The 21,935-nt window shown below is 49.9% G+C and carries 17 protein-coding genes, 1 pseudogene and 1 other annotated feature; of the genes and pseudogenes, 3 read left to right on the plus strand and 15 right to left on the minus strand.

Features of this window, described 5'->3' with window-relative positions; all coding sequences use genetic code 11:
* Positions 1-2: 2 nt before the first annotated feature.
* The 4 genes from RB298_RS15455 to RB298_RS15470 form a co-directional block, all read right to left on the minus strand.
* The gene (locus RB298_RS15455; protein WP_486047512.1) at positions 3-1,691 is read right to left on the minus strand and encodes a glutamine--tRNA ligase/YqeY domain fusion protein; all 1,689 of its coding nucleotides are present in this window, start codon (positions 1,689-1,691) and stop codon (positions 3-5) included.
* Positions 1,692-1,766: 75 nt separating this feature from the next.
* Positions 1,767-2,025: a binding site (T-box leader), on the minus strand.
* 89 nt (positions 2,026-2,114) lie between these two features.
* Positions 2,115-2,597 carry a translation initiation factor IF-3 gene (gene infC / locus RB298_RS15460; RefSeq protein ID WP_486047513.1) on the minus strand — a complete coding sequence of 161 codons (483 nt, stop codon included), beginning with the start codon at positions 2,595-2,597 and terminating at the stop codon, positions 2,115-2,117.
* Positions 2,598-2,662: 65 nt separating this feature from the next.
* Positions 2,663-3,391 carry a metallophosphoesterase family protein gene (locus RB298_RS15465; RefSeq protein ID WP_486047523.1) on the minus strand — a complete coding sequence of 243 codons (729 nt, stop codon included), beginning with the start codon at positions 3,389-3,391 and terminating at the stop codon, positions 2,663-2,665.
* Between the two features lie 80 nt (positions 3,392-3,471).
* The gene (locus RB298_RS15470) at positions 3,472-3,912 is read right to left on the minus strand and encodes a GNAT family N-acetyltransferase (protein ID WP_096775461.1); all 441 of its coding nucleotides are present in this window, start codon (positions 3,910-3,912) and stop codon (positions 3,472-3,474) included.
* Between the two features lie 280 nt (positions 3,913-4,192).
* Between RB298_RS15470 and RB298_RS15475 the strand changes: the two genes are divergently transcribed.
* The gene (locus RB298_RS15475; RefSeq protein ID WP_486047514.1) at positions 4,193-6,139 is read left to right on the plus strand and encodes a GTP-binding protein; all 1,947 of its coding nucleotides are present in this window, start codon (positions 4,193-4,195) and stop codon (positions 6,137-6,139) included.
* A gap of 258 nt (positions 6,140-6,397) precedes the next feature.
* On the opposite strand, the gene RB298_RS15480 is transcribed toward RB298_RS15475, so the two are convergent.
* From RB298_RS15480 to RB298_RS15510, 7 genes are all read right to left on the minus strand, one after another.
* Complete coding sequence (locus tag RB298_RS15480) at positions 6,398-7,732, minus strand: family 43 glycosylhydrolase (protein ID WP_486047515.1); 1,335 nt, start codon at positions 7,730-7,732, stop codon at positions 6,398-6,400.
* Positions 7,733-8,019: 287 nt separating this feature from the next.
* The gene (locus tag RB298_RS15485; protein ID WP_486047516.1) at positions 8,020-8,895 is read right to left on the minus strand and encodes an NAD-dependent epimerase/dehydratase family protein; all 876 of its coding nucleotides are present in this window, start codon (positions 8,893-8,895) and stop codon (positions 8,020-8,022) included.
* Positions 8,896-8,919: 24 nt separating this feature from the next.
* Positions 8,920-10,134 carry an enolase C-terminal domain-like protein gene (locus RB298_RS15490; protein WP_486047517.1) on the minus strand — a complete coding sequence of 405 codons (1,215 nt, stop codon included), beginning with the start codon at positions 10,132-10,134 and terminating at the stop codon, positions 8,920-8,922.
* 38 nt (positions 10,135-10,172) lie between these two features.
* Positions 10,173-12,932, minus strand: coding sequence for an alpha-mannosidase (locus tag RB298_RS15495; RefSeq protein WP_486047518.1), 2,760 nt, complete (start codon positions 12,930-12,932; stop codon positions 10,173-10,175).
* Positions 12,933-13,004: 72 nt separating this feature from the next.
* Positions 13,005-13,823 carry a carbohydrate ABC transporter permease gene (locus RB298_RS15500; protein ID WP_486047519.1) on the minus strand — a complete coding sequence of 273 codons (819 nt, stop codon included), beginning with the start codon at positions 13,821-13,823 and terminating at the stop codon, positions 13,005-13,007.
* Between the two features lie 11 nt (positions 13,824-13,834).
* Positions 13,835-14,728 carry a carbohydrate ABC transporter permease gene (locus RB298_RS15505; protein WP_096775454.1) on the minus strand — a complete coding sequence of 298 codons (894 nt, stop codon included), beginning with the start codon at positions 14,726-14,728 and terminating at the stop codon, positions 13,835-13,837.
* Between the two features lie 77 nt (positions 14,729-14,805).
* Positions 14,806-16,185 carry an ABC transporter substrate-binding protein gene (locus tag RB298_RS15510; protein WP_277748694.1) on the minus strand — a complete coding sequence of 460 codons (1,380 nt, stop codon included), beginning with the start codon at positions 16,183-16,185 and terminating at the stop codon, positions 14,806-14,808.
* Between the two features lie 414 nt (positions 16,186-16,599).
* On the opposite strand from RB298_RS15510, the gene RB298_RS15515 reads away from it, so the two are divergent.
* Entirely contained in the window at positions 16,600-17,730 is a 1,131-nt protein-coding gene (locus tag RB298_RS15515) for a GntR family transcriptional regulator (RefSeq protein ID WP_486047520.1), read from the plus strand.
* A 485-nt stretch (positions 17,731-18,215) separates the two neighbouring features.
* Positions 18,216-19,085: a cation diffusion facilitator family transporter gene (locus RB298_RS15520; RefSeq protein ID WP_096775451.1), complete on the plus strand. Its 870-nt coding sequence runs from the start codon at positions 18,216-18,218 to the stop codon at positions 19,083-19,085.
* A gap of 181 nt (positions 19,086-19,266) precedes the next feature.
* Here RB298_RS15520 and RB298_RS15525 read toward each other — a convergent pair whose 3' ends face one another.
* The 4 genes and pseudogenes from RB298_RS15525 to RB298_RS15540 all read right to left on the minus strand — a co-directional run.
* Positions 19,267-19,815, minus strand: a complete 549-nt coding sequence (locus RB298_RS15525; RefSeq protein ID WP_486047521.1) for a hypothetical protein — start codon at positions 19,813-19,815, stop codon at positions 19,267-19,269.
* A gap of 165 nt (positions 19,816-19,980) precedes the next feature.
* Positions 19,981-21,009: a phosphotransferase gene (locus RB298_RS15530; RefSeq protein WP_486047522.1), complete on the minus strand. Its 1,029-nt coding sequence runs from the start codon at positions 21,007-21,009 to the stop codon at positions 19,981-19,983.
* A gap of 250 nt (positions 21,010-21,259) precedes the next feature.
* Positions 21,260-21,685, minus strand: coding sequence for an NUDIX hydrolase (locus RB298_RS15535; RefSeq protein ID WP_213578077.1), 426 nt, complete (start codon positions 21,683-21,685; stop codon positions 21,260-21,262).
* 172 nt (positions 21,686-21,857) lie between these two features.
* Positions 21,858-21,935 (minus strand): annotated as a pseudogene (locus RB298_RS15540) (VOC family protein); the annotation flags it as partial.

Consider the following 21,935-nt stretch of genomic DNA (forward strand, 5'->3'; position numbering starts at 1 on the left):
CTTTAATTCTTGCCCGTCTTCTTCCATGAATCCTTCAACGAAACAATCCGGTTAAACACCAGATCTTGCTCTGTTGCATGCTTGGAATCCAAGCAGAAATAGCCGTGTCTGATAAATTGGTACGTTTGGTTCATGGCCGGTTCCTTCATGGAGGGCTCCAGTATGGCGTCTTTGATCCGAATCAACGACTCCGGATTCAGGAGATCCGCCCAAATATTATCCGATTCCAACAGCTCGGCCGATTCCTTCAATAATGTATCGTACAAGTGAAGCTCCGCCGGAATCCCATGCTTCGCAGAGACCCAGTGCAGCGTGGATTTCACCTTGCGCCCTTTGAATCCGCTGCCGCTCTTCGTCAGTGGATCATACGTGCAGTGAATTTCCATGATGTCCCCCGTTGCCGGGTCTTTCACGACATGCTCGCATTTGATGAAGTAGGCTCCTTTCAGGCGCACTTCCTTGCCGGGCGATAACCGATGAAATCCGGGATCCGGCTCCTCCATGAAGTCCTCCCGTTCGATGTACAGCTCCCGTGAAAAAGGAACCTCCCGCATCCCTAACGCTTCGTCATGTTCATGGTTCGGTATGCTCAGCATCTCGGTGCGATCTTCAGGAACATTCGTAATGATCACCTTCAGCGGGTTCATGACCGCCATCGCATTGCGGCACCGATCCTTCAAGTCCTGACGGATGAAATGGTCGAGCATCGCCGAATCCACCATGCTGTTGCCGCGAATCACGCCAAGTTCGTCCAGGAAATGCCGGATTCCCTCGGGATTCACCCCCCGTCGCCGAAGTCCTTTCAACGTAGGAAGTCTGGGGTCCTCCCACCCGTCCACAAAACCTCCCTCGACGAGTTCCCTCAGGTATCGCTTGCTTGTTACGTATCCGGAGATGTTCAATCTGCCAAACTCCCGCTGCTTCGGGGGCTCCGTCACTTCCAGCTCGGCCAGCACCCATTCGTACAGCGGTCGATGCTCTTTAAATTCGGCAGAGCACAGCGAATGCGTGATTCCTTCAATCCAATCCTGGATCGGATGGGCAAAATCATACATCGGGTACACGAACCACGTGGTTCCCGTACGATAATGCTCGGCATGAATAATCCGGTATAAGACAGGATCTCTCAGATTCATGTTGGGCGAAGACATATCGATTTTGGCCCGGAGCACTTTCGCGGACGTTCGGAATGCCCCTGCCAGCATTTGTTCGAATAACGATACATTCTCCTCGATGCTGCGCTCTCGAAACGGGCTGTTCATGCCGGCTTCGGTCAGCGTCCCCCGGTATTCCGTCATTTGTACCGGCGTGAGATCACAGACATATGCCTTCCCCTTGGTGATGAGTTTCCTTGCTGCCTCAGCGATTTGATGCGCATAATCCGATCCAAAATAAACGCCCGGCTTCAGTCCGAGCCACTCGACATCCTCCCGGATCGCATCCACGTATTTCATGTCTTCCTTCAGCGGATTCGTATCGTCGAACCGAAGATTGAATGTCCCGTTAAACCGGCTGGCGATGGCATGGTTAATGTGGATTGCATAGGCGCTGCCGATGTGCAGATAACCGTTGGGCTCTGGCGGGAACCGCGTAGCCACCGGCCTGTGATATACGTTGTTCTCCACATCGTCCTTGATCATCCTGGTCAAAAAATCCGCCGTTTCCGCTCCATTGTTGTAGTCGTTGCTCATACCTGAATCCTCCCTATGTTTGATTACTGCCGCAATGCCGTATAAAACAAAAAATCCCGTCTCCAAGACATAAGTCTTGGGGACGAGATTCGTTTCGCGGTGCCACCCCGGTTTGCCGATATCTCTCGATACCAGCCTTATCGGGTACGGCCATCACGCGATCGCTTATACCCTAGCTCTGTAACAGGAGCTCCTGTCGCACCATCCCTTATCCATAAGTTCCGATGCGCCGCTCGGAGGCTTGGTTCAATGAAGGGCTTCCCGCTCCTTTTCAGCATACCGGAGCTCTCTGCAGGGATTCCTGTTCATCTACTCTTCTCTTCATGGCGTTTATAATTTGATCCATAATACCACCAGAAACCCAAAAAGTAAACCGCTGTACGCCACCAATAATGAAACGCCCTTGAAAGACGTTCCGCAAGATTATAACGGCAGCAGCTTCACCGCGGCCTGTTTGCCGCTAACCTGTATGCCCGTTTCCTTCTTGCCCACCCCGGCCAGATCTTGAACGAGTCGTTCAAGCAGTTTACGGGCCGCTTCGCCTTCCTTGCCCTGGATGCGTATGACCGGCTGGACGGCTTTGCCCGCTGCCAGCAGCTTATGCATCTGCGAGAGCTTGGTGTCGTAATCATGCTCTTCGATATGTACGGACAGGCGGAATTCCTTGACCTTGATCGGACCGCCCGAAACCTGCTGCTTCGCTTTAACCGCCTCCTGCTTCGCTTGGCCGCGGCTTACGAGCTTGCATGGCGGCGGGCTGCTGAACAACGAGGTGCACACCAAATCGGCTTTGTGACGCTTAGCCAGGGCAAGCGCCTCTTCCCTGGAGACGACGCCCAACTCCTCGCCGTTCAAGCCGGTAAGCTCGACTTCGCGCGCTTTTATCTTTTCGTTCATCATCAACATGGACTGATCCTCCTATTATGTCTGTTAAACCATGGCTTTAATGATAGAATAACATACTCTTCCTATCACTCCGCAGGCACGGACCGGACAAAATACGTTCGGTATTCCAGTTGTTCCGTGATTTCCAGGCAGTTCAACTGCTTACCGTATACGCATGCTCCATCGATGCCGATTTTGTCCCCATCGCCACAGAACCAAATATGCTCCGAGTCATGCAAGTTGACGGCCGGGGTATGCCCGAATACCACGGTTTTGTCGATGCCGGTGGGATAATTGAAGAATGGTTCCCGTATCCAGATGAAATCATGTGGAGGCTGCTGCTTCCAGTCTTCCACGCCCGGATTGATTCCGGCATGCACGAATAGGTGGGTGTCTGTTTCATAATACAGGGGCAGTGTATCGAGAAATGATAGATGATGCTCATATTGCCGTTTTATGTAGGCCTTGCCTTCATTGTATCTGGAGCGATCCAGATCGCCATCAAAAAAATCGGCGCCGCAATAACTTTCAATCGTATTTCGCGCACCATTGCGAATCCAGCGTGAATTCGCTTCGTCCGTATCCAGCAGAATGGCATCCAGCATCATTTGATCATGATTCCCGCGGAGGGTGATGACGCCGGAATCCCGCATTCCCATCACCTGCTCAATCACTTCTTTGCTTTTAGATCCGCGATCCACATAATCCCCAAGCAGGACCAGCTTATCCTGTGCGGGATGATACCGCACTTCGGACAATAACCGATTGAATTCATCATAGCAGCCATGAATGTCGCTTATCGCTAAGGTTCGAATCGCAGTCCCCTCCCTTCCTCTTTGATAGTGCCACCAAAAGTTATGGCAGAACGCACGGTTTCACATTATGAACGTCTATATTATACAAAACTATATTTAGCCATCACATCTCCCCAGGGAGCATAACCGGCTTCCGTAAACCCGATTTGGGTATAGAGCCTTTTTGCATGCTCGTTCCCGGGTTTGTAACACAGCATAACATCGTCCGTACGATTCGGCGAATGGCGAATCTCATCAAGAACCAGGCGAATCGCAGGCTTGGCATAATGCATTCCCTGAAATTTGCCGTCGATCATAAATCGGTATATCCAATAGTTGTCATCGTGCGGGTGCAGTCCGTACATAACAAATCCGATCATTTCATCATCATGGAAAATGGCTCTCGTTTCGAAACCCTCCATAAATTGAGCTTCCGCTATGGAATATAGATTAGGGGCAATCCATTTCTCCTGTTCAGGTTTGGGTTTAAGGCGGATGCAATCCTCCCAATTATCTTTATCTATGACATGAAGTGATATCAAATGCAAGACTCCTTCAACATGGTTTATGCCTCTATCCTAATTCAACTCGGGCGATATTTCACGGTAATAAATATGTAAACCCAAACAGGACGCAGCACGTTGTCAGGTACCGTGCAAGATAATGAATGATTATAAGCATTTATTCCATATTCCGTTCCCTTCTCAATGGATAAACTAGAATTAACTTTATTCTACATGGAGGCGATATCTATGCGGCAATGTCACAACGACATCCAACCGAAAGGACTACAAATGATGAAACGAATGAGGGTTACGATATATGAAGAACATATTGAACATTGGAGTTTTGGCCCATGTTGACGCCGGTAAAACTACGCTGACGGAGCAAATTCTATTTAAGGCCGGGATTATTGAACAAGCAGGCTCGGTGGACCATGGCAATACGACCACGGATTCATTGGACATTGAGCGGAGACGGGGCATTACGATCAAATCCGCCGCGGTATCATTCATGCTGGGCGATCTGAAAGTCAATCTCATCGACACGCCCGGCCATGCCGACTTCATCTCGGAGGTCGAGCATTCGCTTAGCGTACTGGATGGCGTCATACTGGTCATTTCCGCCGTTGAAGGCGTACAGTCCCAAACCCGGGTGCTCATGCAGACATTGAAGGAACAAAAGATACCCACCCTATTATTCATGAACAAAATCGATCGAATGGGCGCCGACTACCGGAAGGTTTATGCGATGATACGCCATCTGCTTGACGAACATATTTGCGAAATGAGTTCGGTCATCAAGGAAGGTGGCGCAGCCGTTCAGGCGGATGCGGCCGATCCCCACCACGCAGGCTGGGTAGAAACCCTGGCATTGTCCAATGACGATCTGCTGAACGATTATGCTCTGGATATTCCGATATCACATCAACGGCTGCAGGAGGAATTGCGGAGGCAAACGCGCCAAGGCAAAGCTTATCCCCTATTTGCAGGTTCAGCAGCCAAAGGTCTCGGCATTGAACCGCTGCTTCAAGCGCTCGGTGATTTTTTCCCGGTTAACCCATCGTCGATGCTTCAGCATGAACCGTTATCCGGCTTGGTATTCAAAGTGATCAGACGACCGAATGGGGAGAGGAATGTATACCTCCGCCTGTATGCTGGCAGCATCCAGTATCGTGATGAAATTCCGGTGATCCATCAGAACGGACAAACCTCGACGCTCAAGGTGAAGCAGCTTCATGCTCTGCACCAGGGCAAATCCATTCCGGTCCATGGAATCGGCGCAGGCGACATCGCCATTCTTATCGACGGCGAACTCAAGGTGGGCGACGTCATCGGCAGCGTTTCCGGGAGGATGAAGACGGTTCATTTTCAAAAGCCGCCGATTCAAGTCCAGGTTTCGGCCGTTCATTCCGCGGAGAAACATCAGCTGCATGCCGCCTTAAGCGATCTCACCGAAGAGGATCCGTTTCTGCAATATAGCCAGGACACGAAAACAAGCGAGAATGTCATCCATGTATTCGGCAAAGTCCAGCAAGAAATTCTGCTGGAAACGATTCTGCAGCAGTACGGCATCGAAGCCGTATTTTCCGCTCCGCGGGTGATTTGCATCGAGAAGCCTTATGGCACGGGAGAAGCTGTTGAATATATAGGCGAGTGTCCTTTTTATGCAACGGTGGGCATCAGGGTCGAACCTGGCGAGTTCGGTACCGGAATTCAGTACAGACTAGAAGTGGAACTGGGCTCCCTTCCCTTAGCTTTTCAGAAAGCAATTAAAGACACGGTATTCGAGGTGCTTCAGGAAGGTTTGTACGGATGGGCCGTGACCGATACGATCGTAACGCTGACGCATACCGGTTACGCAAGCCCGGTTTCGACGGCAAAGGACTTTCGAAGCTTGACTCCTCTAGTCCTCATGGCTGCGCTCGACCAAGCAGGGACGGAAGTATACGAGCCCATAAACGTGATCCAATTCATTCTGCCGGAAAACAGCTTAAGCAAAGTACTATCCAAATTAGCCGCGCTGGACGGCACTTATCAGGAACCCGCGTTCCATAACGGTACCGTCCACGTTCACGGCACCATTCCGGTGCGGACTACCGACTTGCTGAAAGCCGAGGTTCATTCCCTTACGAGCGGCGAAGGCATGCTAACCGTTAAACCAGGCGGTTATACGAAGGTGCAAGCTCCCTTCCCAGTCAATACACGTCGGCAAGTCAACCCGCTGAACCGTGGCGAATATATGCTTTACTTAAACAAGATCATGTAAGAGCACCGGAGGACATGCGGCTTCATGGAATTGCAAGTTGGAATGTCGCTCTGCATGTTTCACGTTCGGGGGGCATGCATTCAGGATGTAAATACAGATAGCGGTGTCGAGAGAGGATCTCGCCCGCTATTTTTCTTCTTCCCGCACAATAAAAGCCTGCGCATGTCCGCCATAAGCGATTGCATGCACAGGCCAACCCTTATCCATCCCTGTACCTTCCCACTTGTTCTATGGTATCCATAATGAATAATCGCGTAATCAATCTTTCAGATGCTTGACGATTAACGCCTCAATCGCTATCTCGCCATGTCCCCCGCTCCACTCGACCGTATTCCCGTTGCCGGCATTCAGCACAACCGTAATGCCCGTGTATCCCGTTCTTTCGTGGATACCTCCCGTGCCCAATGCGTTTACGAATGAATAATCAGTACCGTTTACGCTCAATCTCAGTTTAGCCAAGCGTTCCGCCGTACCGTAGACGATTCCGACTTCAGCCCTGCCTCCAGTCGATCCGCCTTTGATATCGCCAAATCGGCAGCAGGCCGTATCGGATCTGAGATGGGTTGCAACGGTAACGCCGTCCGCGGCTTGTTTAAGCTCCGCACCGCCGACCACTTGGCATAAAGCTGCCTCATACACCTCCAGCTTCGGAGAGCACGTAGGCCCTCCCGGAGCGAGCTTAACCCCATCGAGCGTTTGGTGCACGGTCTGGATCGTGCCATCCTCATTAAAGTGCAGCTCATCAATACATACGCTCCGGAGAGTGCCCTCACCTGATATCGCTTGATTGTGATAGAACAAATACCAGCTTCCTTTGAACTCGACCACGGATCCATGCGTCGTTGAACAGCCCGTCGGCTCCAGGAATATGCCTTGATATGTCCAAGGTCCGAGCGGATGGTCACTGGTGGCATAACGCATTCGATTATTTCCTTCCAGATTGTCCGCGTAAGTCAGATAATACCGGCCCTCTCTTTTGAATACCCAGGCAGCTTCGTGAAAATCCTCCAGCCCTTCCATGACTTGAACGTCCCCATGAATCGTCATCATGTCATCGTTCAGCTCGACCCCGGCGCAAACGCCGCCCCCGCCGTAGTACATATACGCACGGTTGTCATCGTCAACCCATACGGCCGGGTCGATCATCGCAAAACCTCCCAGGCCTTGGATGTATCCTTGGTCGATAAACCCGCTGGCAGGTTTGTCGCTCGTGGCGACTCCGATCTTCCAGGTATCGTTCCAATCCGATCCGCTCGGGTGAGGATAATAGAAGTAATAGGTTCCATTTCGATAAGCACAGTCCGGCGCCCACATAAATCCGCCTTCCGGCCGGCCCCAGCTCACATCATCGGAGTTTAAGATTTCACCTTCGTCCTGCCAATGCACCATGTCCTCCGAGGAGAATACGTGATAGCGGTCCATCAGGTCGCAGCCTCGGGGCGGATCCACGTCATGCGAGGCGTATACGTAGATTTTGCCGTCATTCCACACATGGGCCGAGGGATCTGCCGTATAGATGCTGGTAATAACGGGATTCATCGAAGTAGTTTTTTGCTGTATCGTTGCATATGGATGCATGTTCATCTTATTCATAGGTTAGGACCCTCCTCGGATTCTATTGATGAAGCCTTATGAGCTCATGCTGATGGCAGCTAAGTCTGGGCACAAGAAATTACATGGGGTATGGCAGCAGATATACAAGCGGTAACAGGAACACTGACGCCTCTTCCGAGGTCAGCGTTTCTTCCGGTAGAAAATAACCGTCCGTCCCCTGCAGCATCCGTACATGCACCAAGATACTGCAGGTCTGCTACAATAACGGACCAGACGACACGATTCCAAGAGTTTCAATAATCAATGGATCGGGTTTGAGTTATTCCTTATTGCATGTCTTGCTGTCCTAGAATTTCCCTCCATGAATGCACCGGCTTCCAGTTCAGCCGCTCTCGTGCGCGCCGATTGGATACGAAAGCGGTCAACTCCTGTATAGACGCCCCTGGCAAAGGCACCTGCGGATAATATCGCCGTGCCAGCTCTTCCAGACCAACATCGCTGAGAATATCGCTGGACGTCACATCCAGTCGGCAGGCCTCCTTCGATTCGTTAGGCCTTGTTTCTAGCGCTAGGCGGCAAGCGGTGGCTGCATCTCTCGCATCGACGTAGCTCCATAAAATACGATGGTGCCTGGCGGTGTCGGAGAAAGCAGCGATCTCGCGGCTATACTCTTCCGGCGTCAGAACTAATGAAAACCTCATCGCGAAGACTTGCATGTTCACCCGTCTGGCAAACATGTCGCCGATATGCTCGTTGGTCTGTTTGGATAGTCCATAGCTCTCCTGCGGCAGCAGCGGATGGTCTTCGTCCACGGGCAGATAGTGAGGCGCAAACGGATGCTTCGCCCAGCAAAAGCCGTAAGCCGACTCGCTGGATCCGAATACGACGCGCTGGATACCCAGCTTCGATGCGGCCTCCATAACGTTATAGGTGGACATGACATTGTTAGCGAATATCCGCTCAGGCGAATAACTGACCGGATTCGGTATAGCCGCCAAATGAATCACGGCATCCGCCTCGGCTAATAATCCATATACCTCTCCAAGTTGATTCAAATCCCCTTGCACATAGCGGGCATACCGGTTCCTTCCGCTGGACGGGCGGGTATCCGTCCCAATGACCTTGTAACCCGCCCGGTTCAGCTCTTCCACCACGTAATGTCCGAGTTTGCCTTCCGAGCCTGTGACGATGATTCTGTTCATGATGATGCCTCCTTGTCATTAGCCTTACGGCCGAAGTAGCGTTCCGTCCGGCTTGCGGTCCAGCTTGTATGGGTGGTGATAGGATGTCAGGCGCTTCGGATCGCGCAGCAAGGCGGCCGCTTTAGCTTCATCGATATCGATCCCGAGTCCCGGCTTGTCGTTAAGCTGCAGATGCCCGCCTTCCAGCACGGCATGGCCGGGAAAGGCTTCCTGCTCCTCTGCGCGGAAATGGTTGCTCTCCTGCACGCCGAAACTCATGATGGCCATGTCCAAATGGGCTGCGGCCGCTTGATTCACCGGATCGTTCTCCCCGCCTTCCTGCCATGCGGTACGGACGCCGAATGCTTCGCAGACGACGGCGATTTTGCGGCATGGCGTAATCCCTCCGGCCTTGGAGACACGCATCCTTACGAAGTCAATCAAGCGCTCTTTGACCAATGGCAGCCATTCCTGAGGATGCACGAACAGCTCGCCCACGGCTTGCGGGGTCGTGCTGTTCAGCCTCACGCTGCGATACCAGTCCGTATGCTCCGCCGGAAGCAAATCCTCCAAGAAGAACAAGCGGTATGGATCAAGCTCCTTGGATAGGGCAACCGCTCCCGAGGGCGTCAAATGCTCGTGCACGTCATGCGTGAAAGACAGATTCATGCCGAATCGAACGCGAAGCTTTTCAAACATAGCCGGAATGGCCGTAATGTAACTGGCTTCATCAAATCGATTCGCAGGCGGAAAAATCGTTGACGGCAGCCGAGAGGATACAAAACCTCCGCCGCCGTATCCGCCAAGCTGGCAGCGGATGACGCCATAGCCTTGCTCTTGATAAGCCATCACCTCTTCTTCCAGCTGCTCATAGGTGGTACCGTTGGCATGCGCATAACAAGGCACGGCAGAACGGACGGCGCCGCCGAGCAGCTGATACACCGGCAGCCCCGCCTCCTTGCCCTTAATGTCCCATAATGCCATATCTATGCCGCCCATCGCCGTATGAAGCGTCGAACCGTTGCGCCAATATCCGCTGGTATACATCGTTTGCCAGATGTCCTCGATCTGGCTCGCGTCCCGGCCGATCAGAAGCGGCTTCAGCAATTCTTCGATGACGCTGACAATCGCTCCGGGCTGGTATATATCGCTGGCAGAGCCGATCCCGTACAGGCCGTCCTGGTCCGTCAGCACTTTGACAATGACCCAGCTTCCGTCATGCCGGGTACGAATACATTGAATGCCTGAAATGTTAGCCATGTCCTTCCCCTCCTTCTATTCAAAGAGATCTGCGTGGATCATCGAGCCGGCGTTTGCATGCCAAGGGTCTGAATTGTTGCCGGGCCGACCTTCAACGCATAACGTTCATCCTCGTCCGGACTCAAGGTTTCTCCCATTTCTTCAATAATCGTGCTTTCATAAACTTGATCAACCTGAAACAAAGGTTTCACCTTCATCGTTGCAGCTTCCGAAGACACATTGAAAACCCGGAACATCAGATCATGCTTCTCTTCGCCCTGTTTCAGCGCACTGAAAGCAAGACCTTCGCCCTCCCATTGCAAAAACTCCTGAGAAGCTGGCAGCGTTCCTCCATGCACGCCGGTCTGCTGCACCGTCCATGGAACCGGGAATTGATACGCCTGCACATAAGCACGGGAACGGATAACGTCCAGATCATGCGCGATCAGTTCCATCTCCAGAGTGTGCTGCCCCAGGCACTGCGCTTCAGGCGTCGCGAATACGCCCCAATCCCCCAGCTCCCGAACTCCGCGCAGCAAGGTAACCGCAAGTGTATTCCCTTCGGCAAGCACTTCATACTCGTTCAGGCCTTTATTTGCTATCGTAAGTCCCTCACGGCCATTGCTAATGCTAACAAAGGCATTCTGATGCTGGGCATTGCTCGGATTGCTCCATTCCGCCTCCGGTTGAATCGGACGCTGCGCCAGCTCATAGATGGAGTCAACCGTAACATGGTCCGCCTCAAGACCGGTTCTGAACAGCATTCGGATGCGATGATCCCGCACCGTATTGTCGATGTAACTCTTGATGCCGACCCTACGGCTGTCCTTCTCAAGGGTCAGCTCGGTTACAATCCGAACCTCCGCCATCTCGCTCACCCGCCGGGATTGACGGTACCGGAACGGCACCATGGACCGAATCTCTTCATCCAGCAGGTCATCCGCACGGGTCGGAAGCTTCCAGGCGTGCTCGATTCGGTATACCGCTCTCAGCCTTGTATGATGCACAAGCTTAATGTCCGCAGGGAGCCCTTGAGTAGTCAGTGCTACTTCATCATCTGGCTGTCTGTACATATATTCATTCCCGATATCGCCGGTATCCTCATAGATGCCAAGCCCCTCATACAGGCGGTTATTGACTTTATCCGACAGCATAAACGATCCGTCTTCGGCAATCTCGACGCGAAGGAACCGGTTTTCCATGACATGATCGCCTGCAACCAATGCGGAGGATTCGGATGCTTCCCACGCCTTCACACTTAGGACTTCCTTGGGGACCAAGGCGAACGTGCGGTAGCCGATCCCTGGAATGTCTTGAACGTAAAGCTCCACTTCCACTTGATAAGCCCAGTAGGGCTGACGGAACCGGTCATCCGGGAGATCATAACCAAAGACTGGCCCGATCGGCGTAATCACGGCTTCCACCTGATGGCCATTAGAGTCCGTTATACCCCATTCATCTGGATTAAATGCCTCCCATTGTTGTTTGAACTCCTGATACTTCAAATGCGGCGCCTGGTGATCAAAATATCGACGCTCCACATCCACTGTCGCCCTAGCAATTCCTGATCGGCCGTGCCCCGAGCTGTTGAACACGACGAATGGGCGGGCGGCTTCCGGATCGAAGCCGGAGGTATTTACCGATTCCGCTACCCAGGCGGCACTCTGCGTCGCAACCGATTCGGCAACCTGCTGCGATTTGGCAAACCGTGTCAACATCTCCCGGTGCACTTCGTCGATGCTGCAGCCGCAGATGCTGTCATGCGGATGATTCTGAAGCAGCGTCTTCCAGGCATACAGCAGCTCATGCCGCGGATACGCCGCACCGGCCAGCGATGCCATAACCCCCAGCGGTTCGGCCACTTTCTCCAGCAACGTTTGGGTTTTCGCATTTTGCTGCTTGATATATACACGGCTGGACGCCGTATTCACCAGCGTCATCCAACCGTCGGTCCATTGGCTTCGAAGCTCGCCGCGGATGACGTCCAGCGACTCCGGGCTTGCACTGCGCAAAGCCGCGACATATTCCGGAAAGCTGGAGTGGCGGAACGTCACGTCGGGCACTATGCTGCCGGCCGTTTGCAAAGCCACCGTCAGATCCTTCTGCAGCGGCTGATGGTCGCAGCCGTTCATGAATAGCAGCTCCGGGCTTGAAGCGAATTCTTCGGCTTCGGCAAGCTTCCGAGACCAGTACGCTTTTACCTCATCAGGCTCCACTGGAATCTCCATCCCGTTGTTGTACCAATTGGCGAACAGGATCGCCAGCACCCTGGAACCGTCGGGCGATTCCCATAACATCTCCGAGTATTTGGAGGTATGCCCGTGTCCGCTGCCTGACTGTATTTCGTTATTAAATCCAACGGGCTTCACGCCGCGCCCATACACGGCTACTTCGATGCCCGCCTGACGGATCAGCTGCGGCGCCTGCCCCATGTTGCCGAAGGAATCCGGGAAATAACCGATCTTCGGGTAACCGCCCATTTTCCTTGACGCGTTGATGCCGATCAACAGGTTGCGCGCGTTGGCTTCGCTGCTGACTAGGAATTCATCCTGGAGGATGTACCAAGGGCCCACGATCAGCTTGCCCTGTTCGACCAACGATCGGACCTGATCCGCCCTGTGCGGCATGATTTCCAAGTAATCCTCCAGCACGATATATTGGCCATCCAGGTGAAAGCTTGTAAATGCCGGGTCCTTTTCAAACGTCTCGATGACATCCTCCATCAGCCGAACCAGTCTCAGCCGGTGCTTCTCATATGGCAGATACCACTCTCTATCCCAATGCGAATGTGCGATAACGTGCGCTGTTTTTGTAGTCATCCAGTTCATCCCAATCTTGTAAGGTTTAGTTCAGGGTTGATTTGTTATCGATGATAACGAGTTCAAGCGGTATTACATTTTGACCGAGCCGACCGTCATCCCCTTGACGTACATCTTCTGCATGAACGGGAACGCGACCAGAATCGGAATGACCGTAATCAACGCGCCTGCCATCAATTCATTCCATTTCTTGAAGGAGGAAGAATCCAGGTACATCAGTCCCATAGGCAAGGTGAACATATCCCGGCTGTCCACGATGATCATCGGCCACAGGATATTGTTCCAGCTGCCGATGAAGTTCAGGATGGCAATCGTTCCGATCGCAGGCAGTGCAAGCGGCAGGTAGATCCTGTAATAGATTTTGAAATTGTCGCAGCCGTCCAGCACGGCACTCTCGTAGAGCTCATGCGAAATCGTGCGGAAATAGCTGGTGAACAAGAAAATGGCGAACGGCGCGGCGCCGTTAATCATGGGCAGGATCATGCCGACGTACGTATTTTGCAGCCCCAGATTTGTCATGTTGATATATAGCGGGATCAGCGTAGTGACGCCCGGAACGAGCAAAAGTGCGATAAACATGTAGTAGATGAATTTTTTGCCTCTATAAATAAACTTCGCAAATGAAAATGCCATCATGGTGTAGATAAGGATGACGCCGACAATGACGACTGCACTCACGATCACGCTGTTGACAAAAAATTGATAGAAATCTAGCTTGTTCCATACCTCTCCGAACGTGGACCAAGCCGGTGCGGCCTGTGGAAACGGGCTTTGCGGATTGGCTAGCGCATCCTGCGATGTTTTCAGCGATGTGCCGATCATCCATACAAAAGGATACAGGCAGGTCAATCCGTACAGGACGAGAACGACGTGTTTAATAAGTTTGACCATGTGATCCTCCTTTAGATGTCCGCCTGGAATGAACGGATGCTGAAAATGGCGATAACGCCGGTAATCAGAAAAGATACCCATCCAATCGCGCTGGCCAGACCGTAGTCATTGTTCAGGAAGGCTGTTCGATATACCAGGGTGCCGATAACCTCCGAGCTGCCCGCCGGTCCGCCGCCCGTCATGATGAACACATTCTCGAAGGCCTGGAAGGCACCGTTCACCATCTGGATGACGGCGATGAGCGTGATCGGCTTCAGCAGCGGCCACGTGATTTTCATGATCATCGTGGATTTTTTGGCGCCGTCTACGCTTGCGGCTTCGTAAAGAGTGGGATCGATGGACGTCAGGCCCGCGTAATACAGAATGAGCGTTCCCGGCAGGCCGCCCCATATGGATGTTAGAATAATGCCAAGCAAGGAGGTCGATGAACTTCCGAGCATCCCCCCGGGCACCGCCAGGAAATCCAGCCCCAGCCACAGGAACAGCGAATTAAATGCTCCGGTTGGCTCAAATAATCCTTTCCATACATAGAAAATCGCTACGCCGGATGCTATCATCGGCAGGAAGTAGATTGTACGGTACCAGGACGCCGCCTTTGTGTTCTGCAGCACAAAGGCCAGTACAAGCGCGATCGGTACGACGACCACGACCTGGGAAACGGCAATCACCAGATTATGGAGTACCGCGTTATAGAAATTTCGGGTTACGATCGGATCATCGCCAAGCAGGAACTGACGGAAATTCGCGAGCCCTTCGAACCGCGCCGTTGAAAAATCAATTCCTGACCAGTTATAAAAACTGAGCATGATCGAGAATCCGACCGAGTATATGCCGATGGCAAGAAACAGAAGTACGCCGGGCAGTAAAAAAAGATAAGGCACCCACTTATTTCGACTCTTTATCATGATCCATCACCTTTGGCTTCTCAATTTAGCGATCGGCTGAACCCGGGGCGGGTCCGGCCGATCGCTCGGTATGCGGCTTAGTTGCCGCTGGCTTTCAGACTTTCCATCGTGTCGTCGAATGTTTTGGCCACTTCTTCGGCCGTCATTTTCTTCTCGATCATGGATTGCATCGATTGGGCGTACACTTCCCACTCTTTATGCTTGCCGCGATACGTATTGATCGCTGGGGACGCTTGGCTGTACGGGCCAGGCTCCGCTGCGAACGCTTCCGATATAGACTTCAGGTTCGGGTCCAGGTCCTGCGCGCGGTCACCCAGGTTCAGTGCCGGTACGGTATACGCCGCATTAGCAAACGCAACGGCCGCATCCGGATCGGCGGTCAAGAATTTAATGAAGTCGAGCGCTTGATCCTTGTTCTTGGAATCCTTGTTCACGGACAGCATCGTCAAAGTAAACGGATCCGTCGTCCAGCTCGTAATCTTCGATCCTTCCAGCGGCGGCACCGGGAACGTAATGATATCCTCCGGATTCATTCCCATGGCCAGCAGCGTCGACATCGTGAAGGAACCACCCAGATCAAAAGCAGCTTTGCCTGCCGCAAATGCCTGATCGGCACCATCGATATCCGTCGAAAGAATGCCCGGCATTAACAGATCTTTATTGGCTAACGTTTCCATCGCTTTCACCACCGGCAGATTCGCCGGATCGCTCAATTTGGACTTCCGTTCGAGCAGGTCGATATAACCTTGCGGTTCATTCAGCATGATGGACAAAGCCGATCCGGCCCAGTTCTCCCACAAATCAGGAAGCTTGGCTCCAAACACCAATCCGGGCGTTCCCGTCTTCTCTTTGATCGTCTCCATCATCGTGACGAATTCCTCCCAGGTTTTTGGCGCTTCCGCGGTCAGACCCGCTTCTTCGATCAGCTTTTTGTTACCGTAGAAGGTAAAGAATCCACCGATATCCAAGGGGAGCCCGTAGAACTGGCCGGCCTTCAGCGACTTTTGAATCGTTGTGGCGTTCTTGTCTGCCTGCCAGGAATCAACCTGACTCTGCGTGACGATAATCGGATCCATGGCTGCACTGTAGTAAGTGCTCAAGATATCGTCGCCAACCTCTCCCGAGAGCTCCATAACGGAGTTCTCGATGGAATCGCCGGCAGTTGCCCACCAATTCACGATATCCGGCAGATTCTTGGAGTTAGCGGCAGCCTGAAATTTCTGGCGGTACGTATCGTCCGGCGTGAAGGTCTCCACTTTGACTTTGACGCCCGTTTTCTCCTCGTACAGCTTCGCGGCTGCCTCGATTCCCGGCGTATAAGCCACCTTCCAGGTCCACATCGTCAGTTCCTTATTGGCGTCAGATTCAGTTCCGCCTGATTGCCCTCCTCCGCAAGCGCTTACAATTAGTGAAAAAACAGTCAACAGCGTCATCATCATTCCTGCTCTGGTTTTCATTTCCGCAACCACCCTTATCTTCGATTTTGAATGTTCTTCCGTTACGATTCCATTATGACTTGCCATATGGGGATAAAAGCTGCTGCACCTCCTTTTGATCTCAAGGAACTTACACCATCCTGCGGTTCATATGAGATGAATACGTCGTATTGGAAACGCTTCATCCAATAACTTTAATAACAATATAAACAACATATTTTTTGATGTAAATGTTTATTTTTTGATACAACTAAAGATCGAAATGAACCCGACATTTTCTCTTAAAATAAGACAATACGGGTTTATCAGCCATAAATAAGGATTGATCATTTTTCTTGTACTCATAATAACTTGATATAAATAAACAACACTTGTATATGTTGTATTTATATAATATATTTAAAACGGATCTATTAGCGATTGGAGATAAATGCCATGGTAAAAAAATTCACGCCCATGTACAAGAAAATCGAAACGTTTATCATTGAACAAATTCGGAACGAAAATTGGAAGCCGCGGAGCCGCATACCTTCCGAGAATGAGTTGGCGGAACAATTCGGCGTCAGTCGAATTACGGTGAAGAATGCGCTGACGACACTGGTGGATAAAGGAGTCGTCTACAGACTGCAGGGTAAGGGCACCTTTGTGTCCGACCACCGTCCGGAGGATATATCCAATATCTCAACAGAGGAAAAAGCAGCTCACACGGTGCCCGTTATCGGTTTTCTCCTGCCCCGTCTGGACAACCGGTTCACCGCTAATCTGCTGAGCGGAATTGAAGATAGCCTGTCCGGGAACGGATATCAGCTCTTATTCGCGAAAACCAACGACTCCCAGGAACATGAAATTCTGAGGATTCAGGAAATGAAGCAGGCCGGAGTCAAAGGACTTATCATTTATCCCGTGGAAGGTGAGCACTACAACAACGAAATCCTGTCGCTTACGCTGAACCGCTTCCCCCTTGTCCTGCTTGACCGCGAGCTAAAGGGAGTGGACACCAATTCGATCAGCTCGGATAACTATGCGGCGGCCATGCAAGCCGTCAACCATCTGCATGAGCTCGGTCATAGCCAAATCGGGTTTATCTCCACGCTTGCCGAAGGAACCTCAAGCATTGAGGACCGATTGCACGGCTACGAAAAAGCACTTGAGGACCGCCACATTCTCATTGATCGCAGCATGCAGATGACCAAGCTGACGATGACCAGCAGTGACGAAGAGGTGATTGCCATGATCCAGCAATTTTTAAAGGCTAATCCGCAGATGACGGCTCTCCTGTCCTCTAACTTCAGCCCGCATGTCATTCAAGCGGCTCTGCAGCTCGGCATCTCCGTGCCGGAGGATCTGTCGGTCGTCTTCTTCGACGATGTGGAGTATCCGGACTTCTGCATCGTTCCTCCTACGGCCGTCGTCCAGCAGGAGCTCGAGCTCGGCCGTGAAGCCGGCAGGCTGATTATGGAGCAAATAGAGAATCGAAGCAGCGAATACCAGCAGATCAAGCTGCCCACGGTTCTGGTTCCCCGTCAATCAACGGCAAAAGCGAGGAAAACGAACCGAACGCCGTAGCATATGGATTATGTTCGCCATAGCGGAATGCGTAACTCTTTCTCTCGATTCTGCGGCCTGCCCTGCATAACAACCCAAGCACGAACCTTTCATCGTGAATAATATGGATGCATAACCGATGTTCCATCATGAACCTTCAGGAGGCAAGAGGCCTATGCATGCCATAATCGGGATTCTTTCCATCATGCTCACGATAAGCATCCTCCGCCGCAAATCTCGGAGAAACAATCGATAGCCTACGAAAGGGGGATATTCGATTGTGGCTGCCTATCTACGGTTGATATATACAACAAATAACGGCCGGCGCATCGCCGGCATTTTTTGCGTTTTACCGGAATCTATCTTTCTTAGTCCGGCGCAACATTTTTTGCCCCTTGTCACATATTAAGCGACAGGAAAAAACGTTGCTCTAGACCCACCCATGCGTGGATTGGTATTATAGTCAGGTACTATTTTTAAGGGTGTGCGGAAGGAGTCGGCCAGACGTGGAAGAACAACGTTACAAGGATTTAAAATTGGGTGAAAAAGGTGCGATCATCAGCATCATTGCTTATATTTGTCTATCTGCAATCAAGCTATTGATAGGTTACTCGGCGAACTCCGAAGCTCTGCGTGCCGACGGATTAAATAATGCTACCGACATCGTGGCATCCATTGCCGTATTGATCGGACTACGATTATCGCAAAAACCTGCGGACCGGGATCATCCTTACGGACACTGGAAAGCGGAGACGGTAGCATCCTTGATCGCCTCTTTCATCATGATGGCCGTCGGGATCCAGGTATTGTTCGGGGCCGCATCTTCCATGTTTGAAGGTACCCACGAATCGCCTGATCTCATATCCGCCTGGACCGGGATCGGCTGTGCAATTGTCATGTACTGCGTTTACCGCTATAACAAGCGTCTTGCCAGCCAAATCAACAGCCAAGCCGTAATGGCGGCCGCGAAGGATAACCTCTCGGACGCTTGGGTCAGCATCGGCACGGTTGTCGGCATCATAGGCGCCCAATTTCAACTTCCCTGGCTCGACCCGCTGACGGCCATAGTGGTAGGTTTTCTGATATGCAAAACCGCCTGGGATATATTCCGCGATGCCTCTCATCATTTAACCGACGGATTCGATGAGAACATTATCAAAGGCTACAAAGAAACCGTGAAACAAGTGGTTGGAGTCAAAGGAGTCAAAGACATTCGGGCAAGAAATTACGGCAGCAACACGGTTGTCGACATCGTCATTCTGGTCAGATCCAATCTGGACATTCGGGTTGCCCATGATATTTCCGACCAGGTGGAGCATGAATTAAAAGAAACGCATGGCGTTTATGACGTCCATGTTCATATTGAACCGAGTTAAGCCTCCAGATTCCAAAGTGTCAAAACAACGACGAAGGTCCGGCCACATTCTTAATGGCCGGACCTTTCATCATCTATTCTGTGTCTTCGATCGATTTTAAAGACTGCGCTTCAATTCCTCCATCGTTTCAACACGGTTCATGTTGACGCCTATGATGTGAGATGGGCTTCTGGGATCACCTTCAAGATTTATTTACCTTGTCTTCTCCAAAATAAAACCCTTTAAGTTGTTGATCAAAGAAATCCCTTAAGTTTTCTTGATCGATTGTATAAATCAATTGCCTAGTCCATATATCTGTTCTTGTTATATAAATCTTTTCAAGATCATATTGGATTCTTATTTCATTTCCGGCCTTTAATTTAAAAACAATCCCTGCACTAATGCTGGTGTTTGATGGTATTTGTTTCAACGCAATACGATCTGAATCAGGTACAGAATTAATCCAATTTACAATATTATTAATTTCATCCTGATTTAATTCAACGTCTATCCAATCGATATATGCACCTGATCCTTTTCTGGTGTATCGTGCTTTGGACATCTCCGTGCTGGAGATTTGTTTTACCTGAATTTCTTTATTTAAGTTTGACTTACTCATGAAACCATTCATATCACCTAGAACAAAATATACAGCCCCTATAACGAGTATGAGGACAAGAAGTGTTCTTCTATTCTTTAGATTGGTTATAATCGCACTCTCCCCCATGGCCAATAAAGTTGGTGTGTTCACGAACTCCACCACCATAAGGCCCGAAAGGCCGCGCTGCGATGCGGTTAGGTGGTGCGAATTTAGCCGGCAATTACTTCTCCGATTTCCCGCCTGGACCGAGCGGCGTATGCCCCGATGAGTGAACACATTGTTATTAAGATATCAGCGCCTTCTTCGAATAAGTATTCAACTTACTATGTCTCTTCTAATATTTCTTATATTGGGTTCAATTTGATCAAATCGATTTAAACAGTGGTTTCGAATCATTTCTAAGTCATTGATACTTTGAGACTCATCTTTATTCCTAAATAGAATATTCATAACCCAGTTAGATAGATTACGAAGATGTGCACGATAAGAGTAAAAGCGAATCAAGTCCAGATTAATCTGAATTTTTCGATCCAACTGTTTAATATAGGAAGATATAAAGATGTCGAAACTCGAACCAATATAGCCAAACAAATTATACTCAGGTGGTGCTATGATCACCGATTCCCAGTCTAAAAAGAACAACTGATTATTGTGATATATGATATTTCCACCCCACATATCACCGTGACACAAAACAAGTTGGCTAGCATTGATATGAACTGAATTCCGAATTTCTCTAACTAAGTTCATGAAAAAGAGAATTTGTTCTTTCTTTAATAAAACAAGCTTTCGTAGTGATTGATTTAAGTCATTGTTTAGATTTGATTTCTCAAGGATCGAAATACATCTCAAAAGATCAGATTCGAAAGTGATATCAAATGATTCCTTTGGTAATAAATTCTGATTCACGTGCGGAGTAATCTGTTCTAATGTAGCCACGGACTTTGCAATTCCTACAAGAATCTCATCTGAGAAAGGATATGCCTCAGTCAAGGTCTCTCCAACTATAAAATTAAATAAAGCTATAGTGATGTCTTCTAATTTAGTAAATAAACTCCCAAAGCAATTCTTTATTGGATGAGTCATGTTTATAAACAACCCTTGATGATAAAGATCCCAAGTCAAAGGTAGGTAATAATGTAGTCGTCGTATTCCCTCTCTTTGTCTATCATTATGATGATCAAATAACTTCAAGTAATATTGTTGTTCGTCAATACAATTTACTTTATAGGAATACGCCGAATCCCCGACCGGAATAAATTCAATATCCTTAATAAGAATTCCGTAGTTTTTTTGTATGAATAAAATAAGCTGTTCATCTTCGATTTTGAACTTACTTATCAAAAGTCTCACCACCATATGATTGAGGAATTGTGGTTTGCGCTGATTTCCGATAACTTCTTTATATTCACGAACCCTCACTGGCTTAAGGGGCGAATACCCCGGGTCCGACTGACTTAGCCAGTGCAGGGTTGTCAGGTTGATCCCGCTCCCCTGAAATCCCTCATACCAGACCGAGAAACGAACGGTTCAATGCGTAAATATGGTGTTTTATTTGAAGGACTTGTCCTCCTCGACTTACTTTACAATTCCTTCAAATTTTTCCTTCATTAAAATATTTGATTTCAATCTCGTTTTTTACAATATTTTTTAATCCTTCTTGATAATAAGGCATAAATTCATCTGCTCTATCAATATCTACCCATTCAACATGACTAATTTCGGTTGGTCTAGTTATCTCTTGTTGCCCGCCTATTATTTCAGCTCTAAAAGTAATAAACACTACGTGTTCATCATGTTTTGTTAATATTGCCTCATTGATAGCCACTACACCGTGGACTTTAATATCAAATCCCGTTTCTTCCTTTGCTTCGCGGATTGCAGCCGCATCTAAGGTCTCGTTTTCTTCGACGCCTCCACCTGGTAATGACCAAGTACCGTTTTTATGATTCTTCACCATGAGGATTTTTGTTTTGTCTTTATCCGTAATCAAAGAATACGCAACGTCTATTCGTTTCATATGATCTTCCTTTTTAATGTTTTTTAAGTTTCACATGTCTTTCAGATAACGGTTAAAGTTTTAATAAGACCATCATTCGTTTCAATTCAATCCACACTACTGCGAGCGGGCGTCAGCACGATGCTTCTAGAAATGTATATTTCAGTAACTGATGTTTATAAATGTACGTTGCTTATTTGTTACCGAGTTGTTCCGCCAAACCGACTAGAATTCCTTCGGTTCCACGAATGTAGCAGAGCCGATACGAGTC

This window comes from Priestia sp. BR_2, assembly GCF_041954005.1.
GTDB lineage: Bacteria > Bacillota > Bacilli > Paenibacillales > Paenibacillaceae > Paenibacillus_AQ > Paenibacillus_AQ lautus_A.

Bases quoted from the DNA above. Each gene is read 5' to 3' on its own strand.
- RB298_RS15455 (WP_486047512.1), bottom strand. From the start codon at position 1,691: ATGAGCAACGACTACAACAATGGAGCGGAAACGGCGGATTTTTTGACC.
- infC (WP_486047513.1), bottom strand. From the start codon at position 2,597: ATGTTGATGATGAACGAAAAGATAAAAGCGCGCGAAGTCGAGCTTACC.
- RB298_RS15475 (WP_486047514.1), top strand. From the start codon at position 4,193: ATGAAGAACATATTGAACATTGGAGTTTTGGCCCATGTTGACGCCGGT.
- RB298_RS15480 (WP_486047515.1), bottom strand. From the start codon at position 7,732: ATGAATAAGATGAACATGCATCCATATGCAACGATACAGCAAAAAACT.
- RB298_RS15485 (WP_486047516.1), bottom strand. From the start codon at position 8,895: ATGAACAGAATCATCGTCACAGGCTCGGAAGGCAAACTCGGACATTAC.
- RB298_RS15490 (WP_486047517.1), bottom strand. From the start codon at position 10,134: ATGGCTAACATTTCAGGCATTCAATGTATTCGTACCCGGCATGACGGA.
- RB298_RS15495 (WP_486047518.1), bottom strand. From the start codon at position 12,932: ATGACTACAAAAACAGCGCACGTTATCGCACATTCGCATTGGGATAGA.
- RB298_RS15500 (WP_486047519.1), bottom strand. From the start codon at position 13,823: ATGGTCAAACTTATTAAACACGTCGTTCTCGTCCTGTACGGATTGACC.
- RB298_RS15505 (WP_096775454.1), bottom strand. From the start codon at position 14,728: ATGATAAAGAGTCGAAATAAGTGGGTGCCTTATCTTTTTTTACTGCCC.
- RB298_RS15510 (WP_277748694.1), bottom strand. From the start codon at position 16,185: ATGAAAACCAGAGCAGGAATGATGATGACGCTGTTGACTGTTTTTTCA.
- RB298_RS15515 (WP_486047520.1), top strand. From the start codon at position 16,600: ATGGTAAAAAAATTCACGCCCATGTACAAGAAAATCGAAACGTTTATC.
- RB298_RS15535 (WP_213578077.1), bottom strand. From the start codon at position 21,685: ATGAAACGAATAGACGTTGCGTATTCTTTGATTACGGATAAAGACAAA.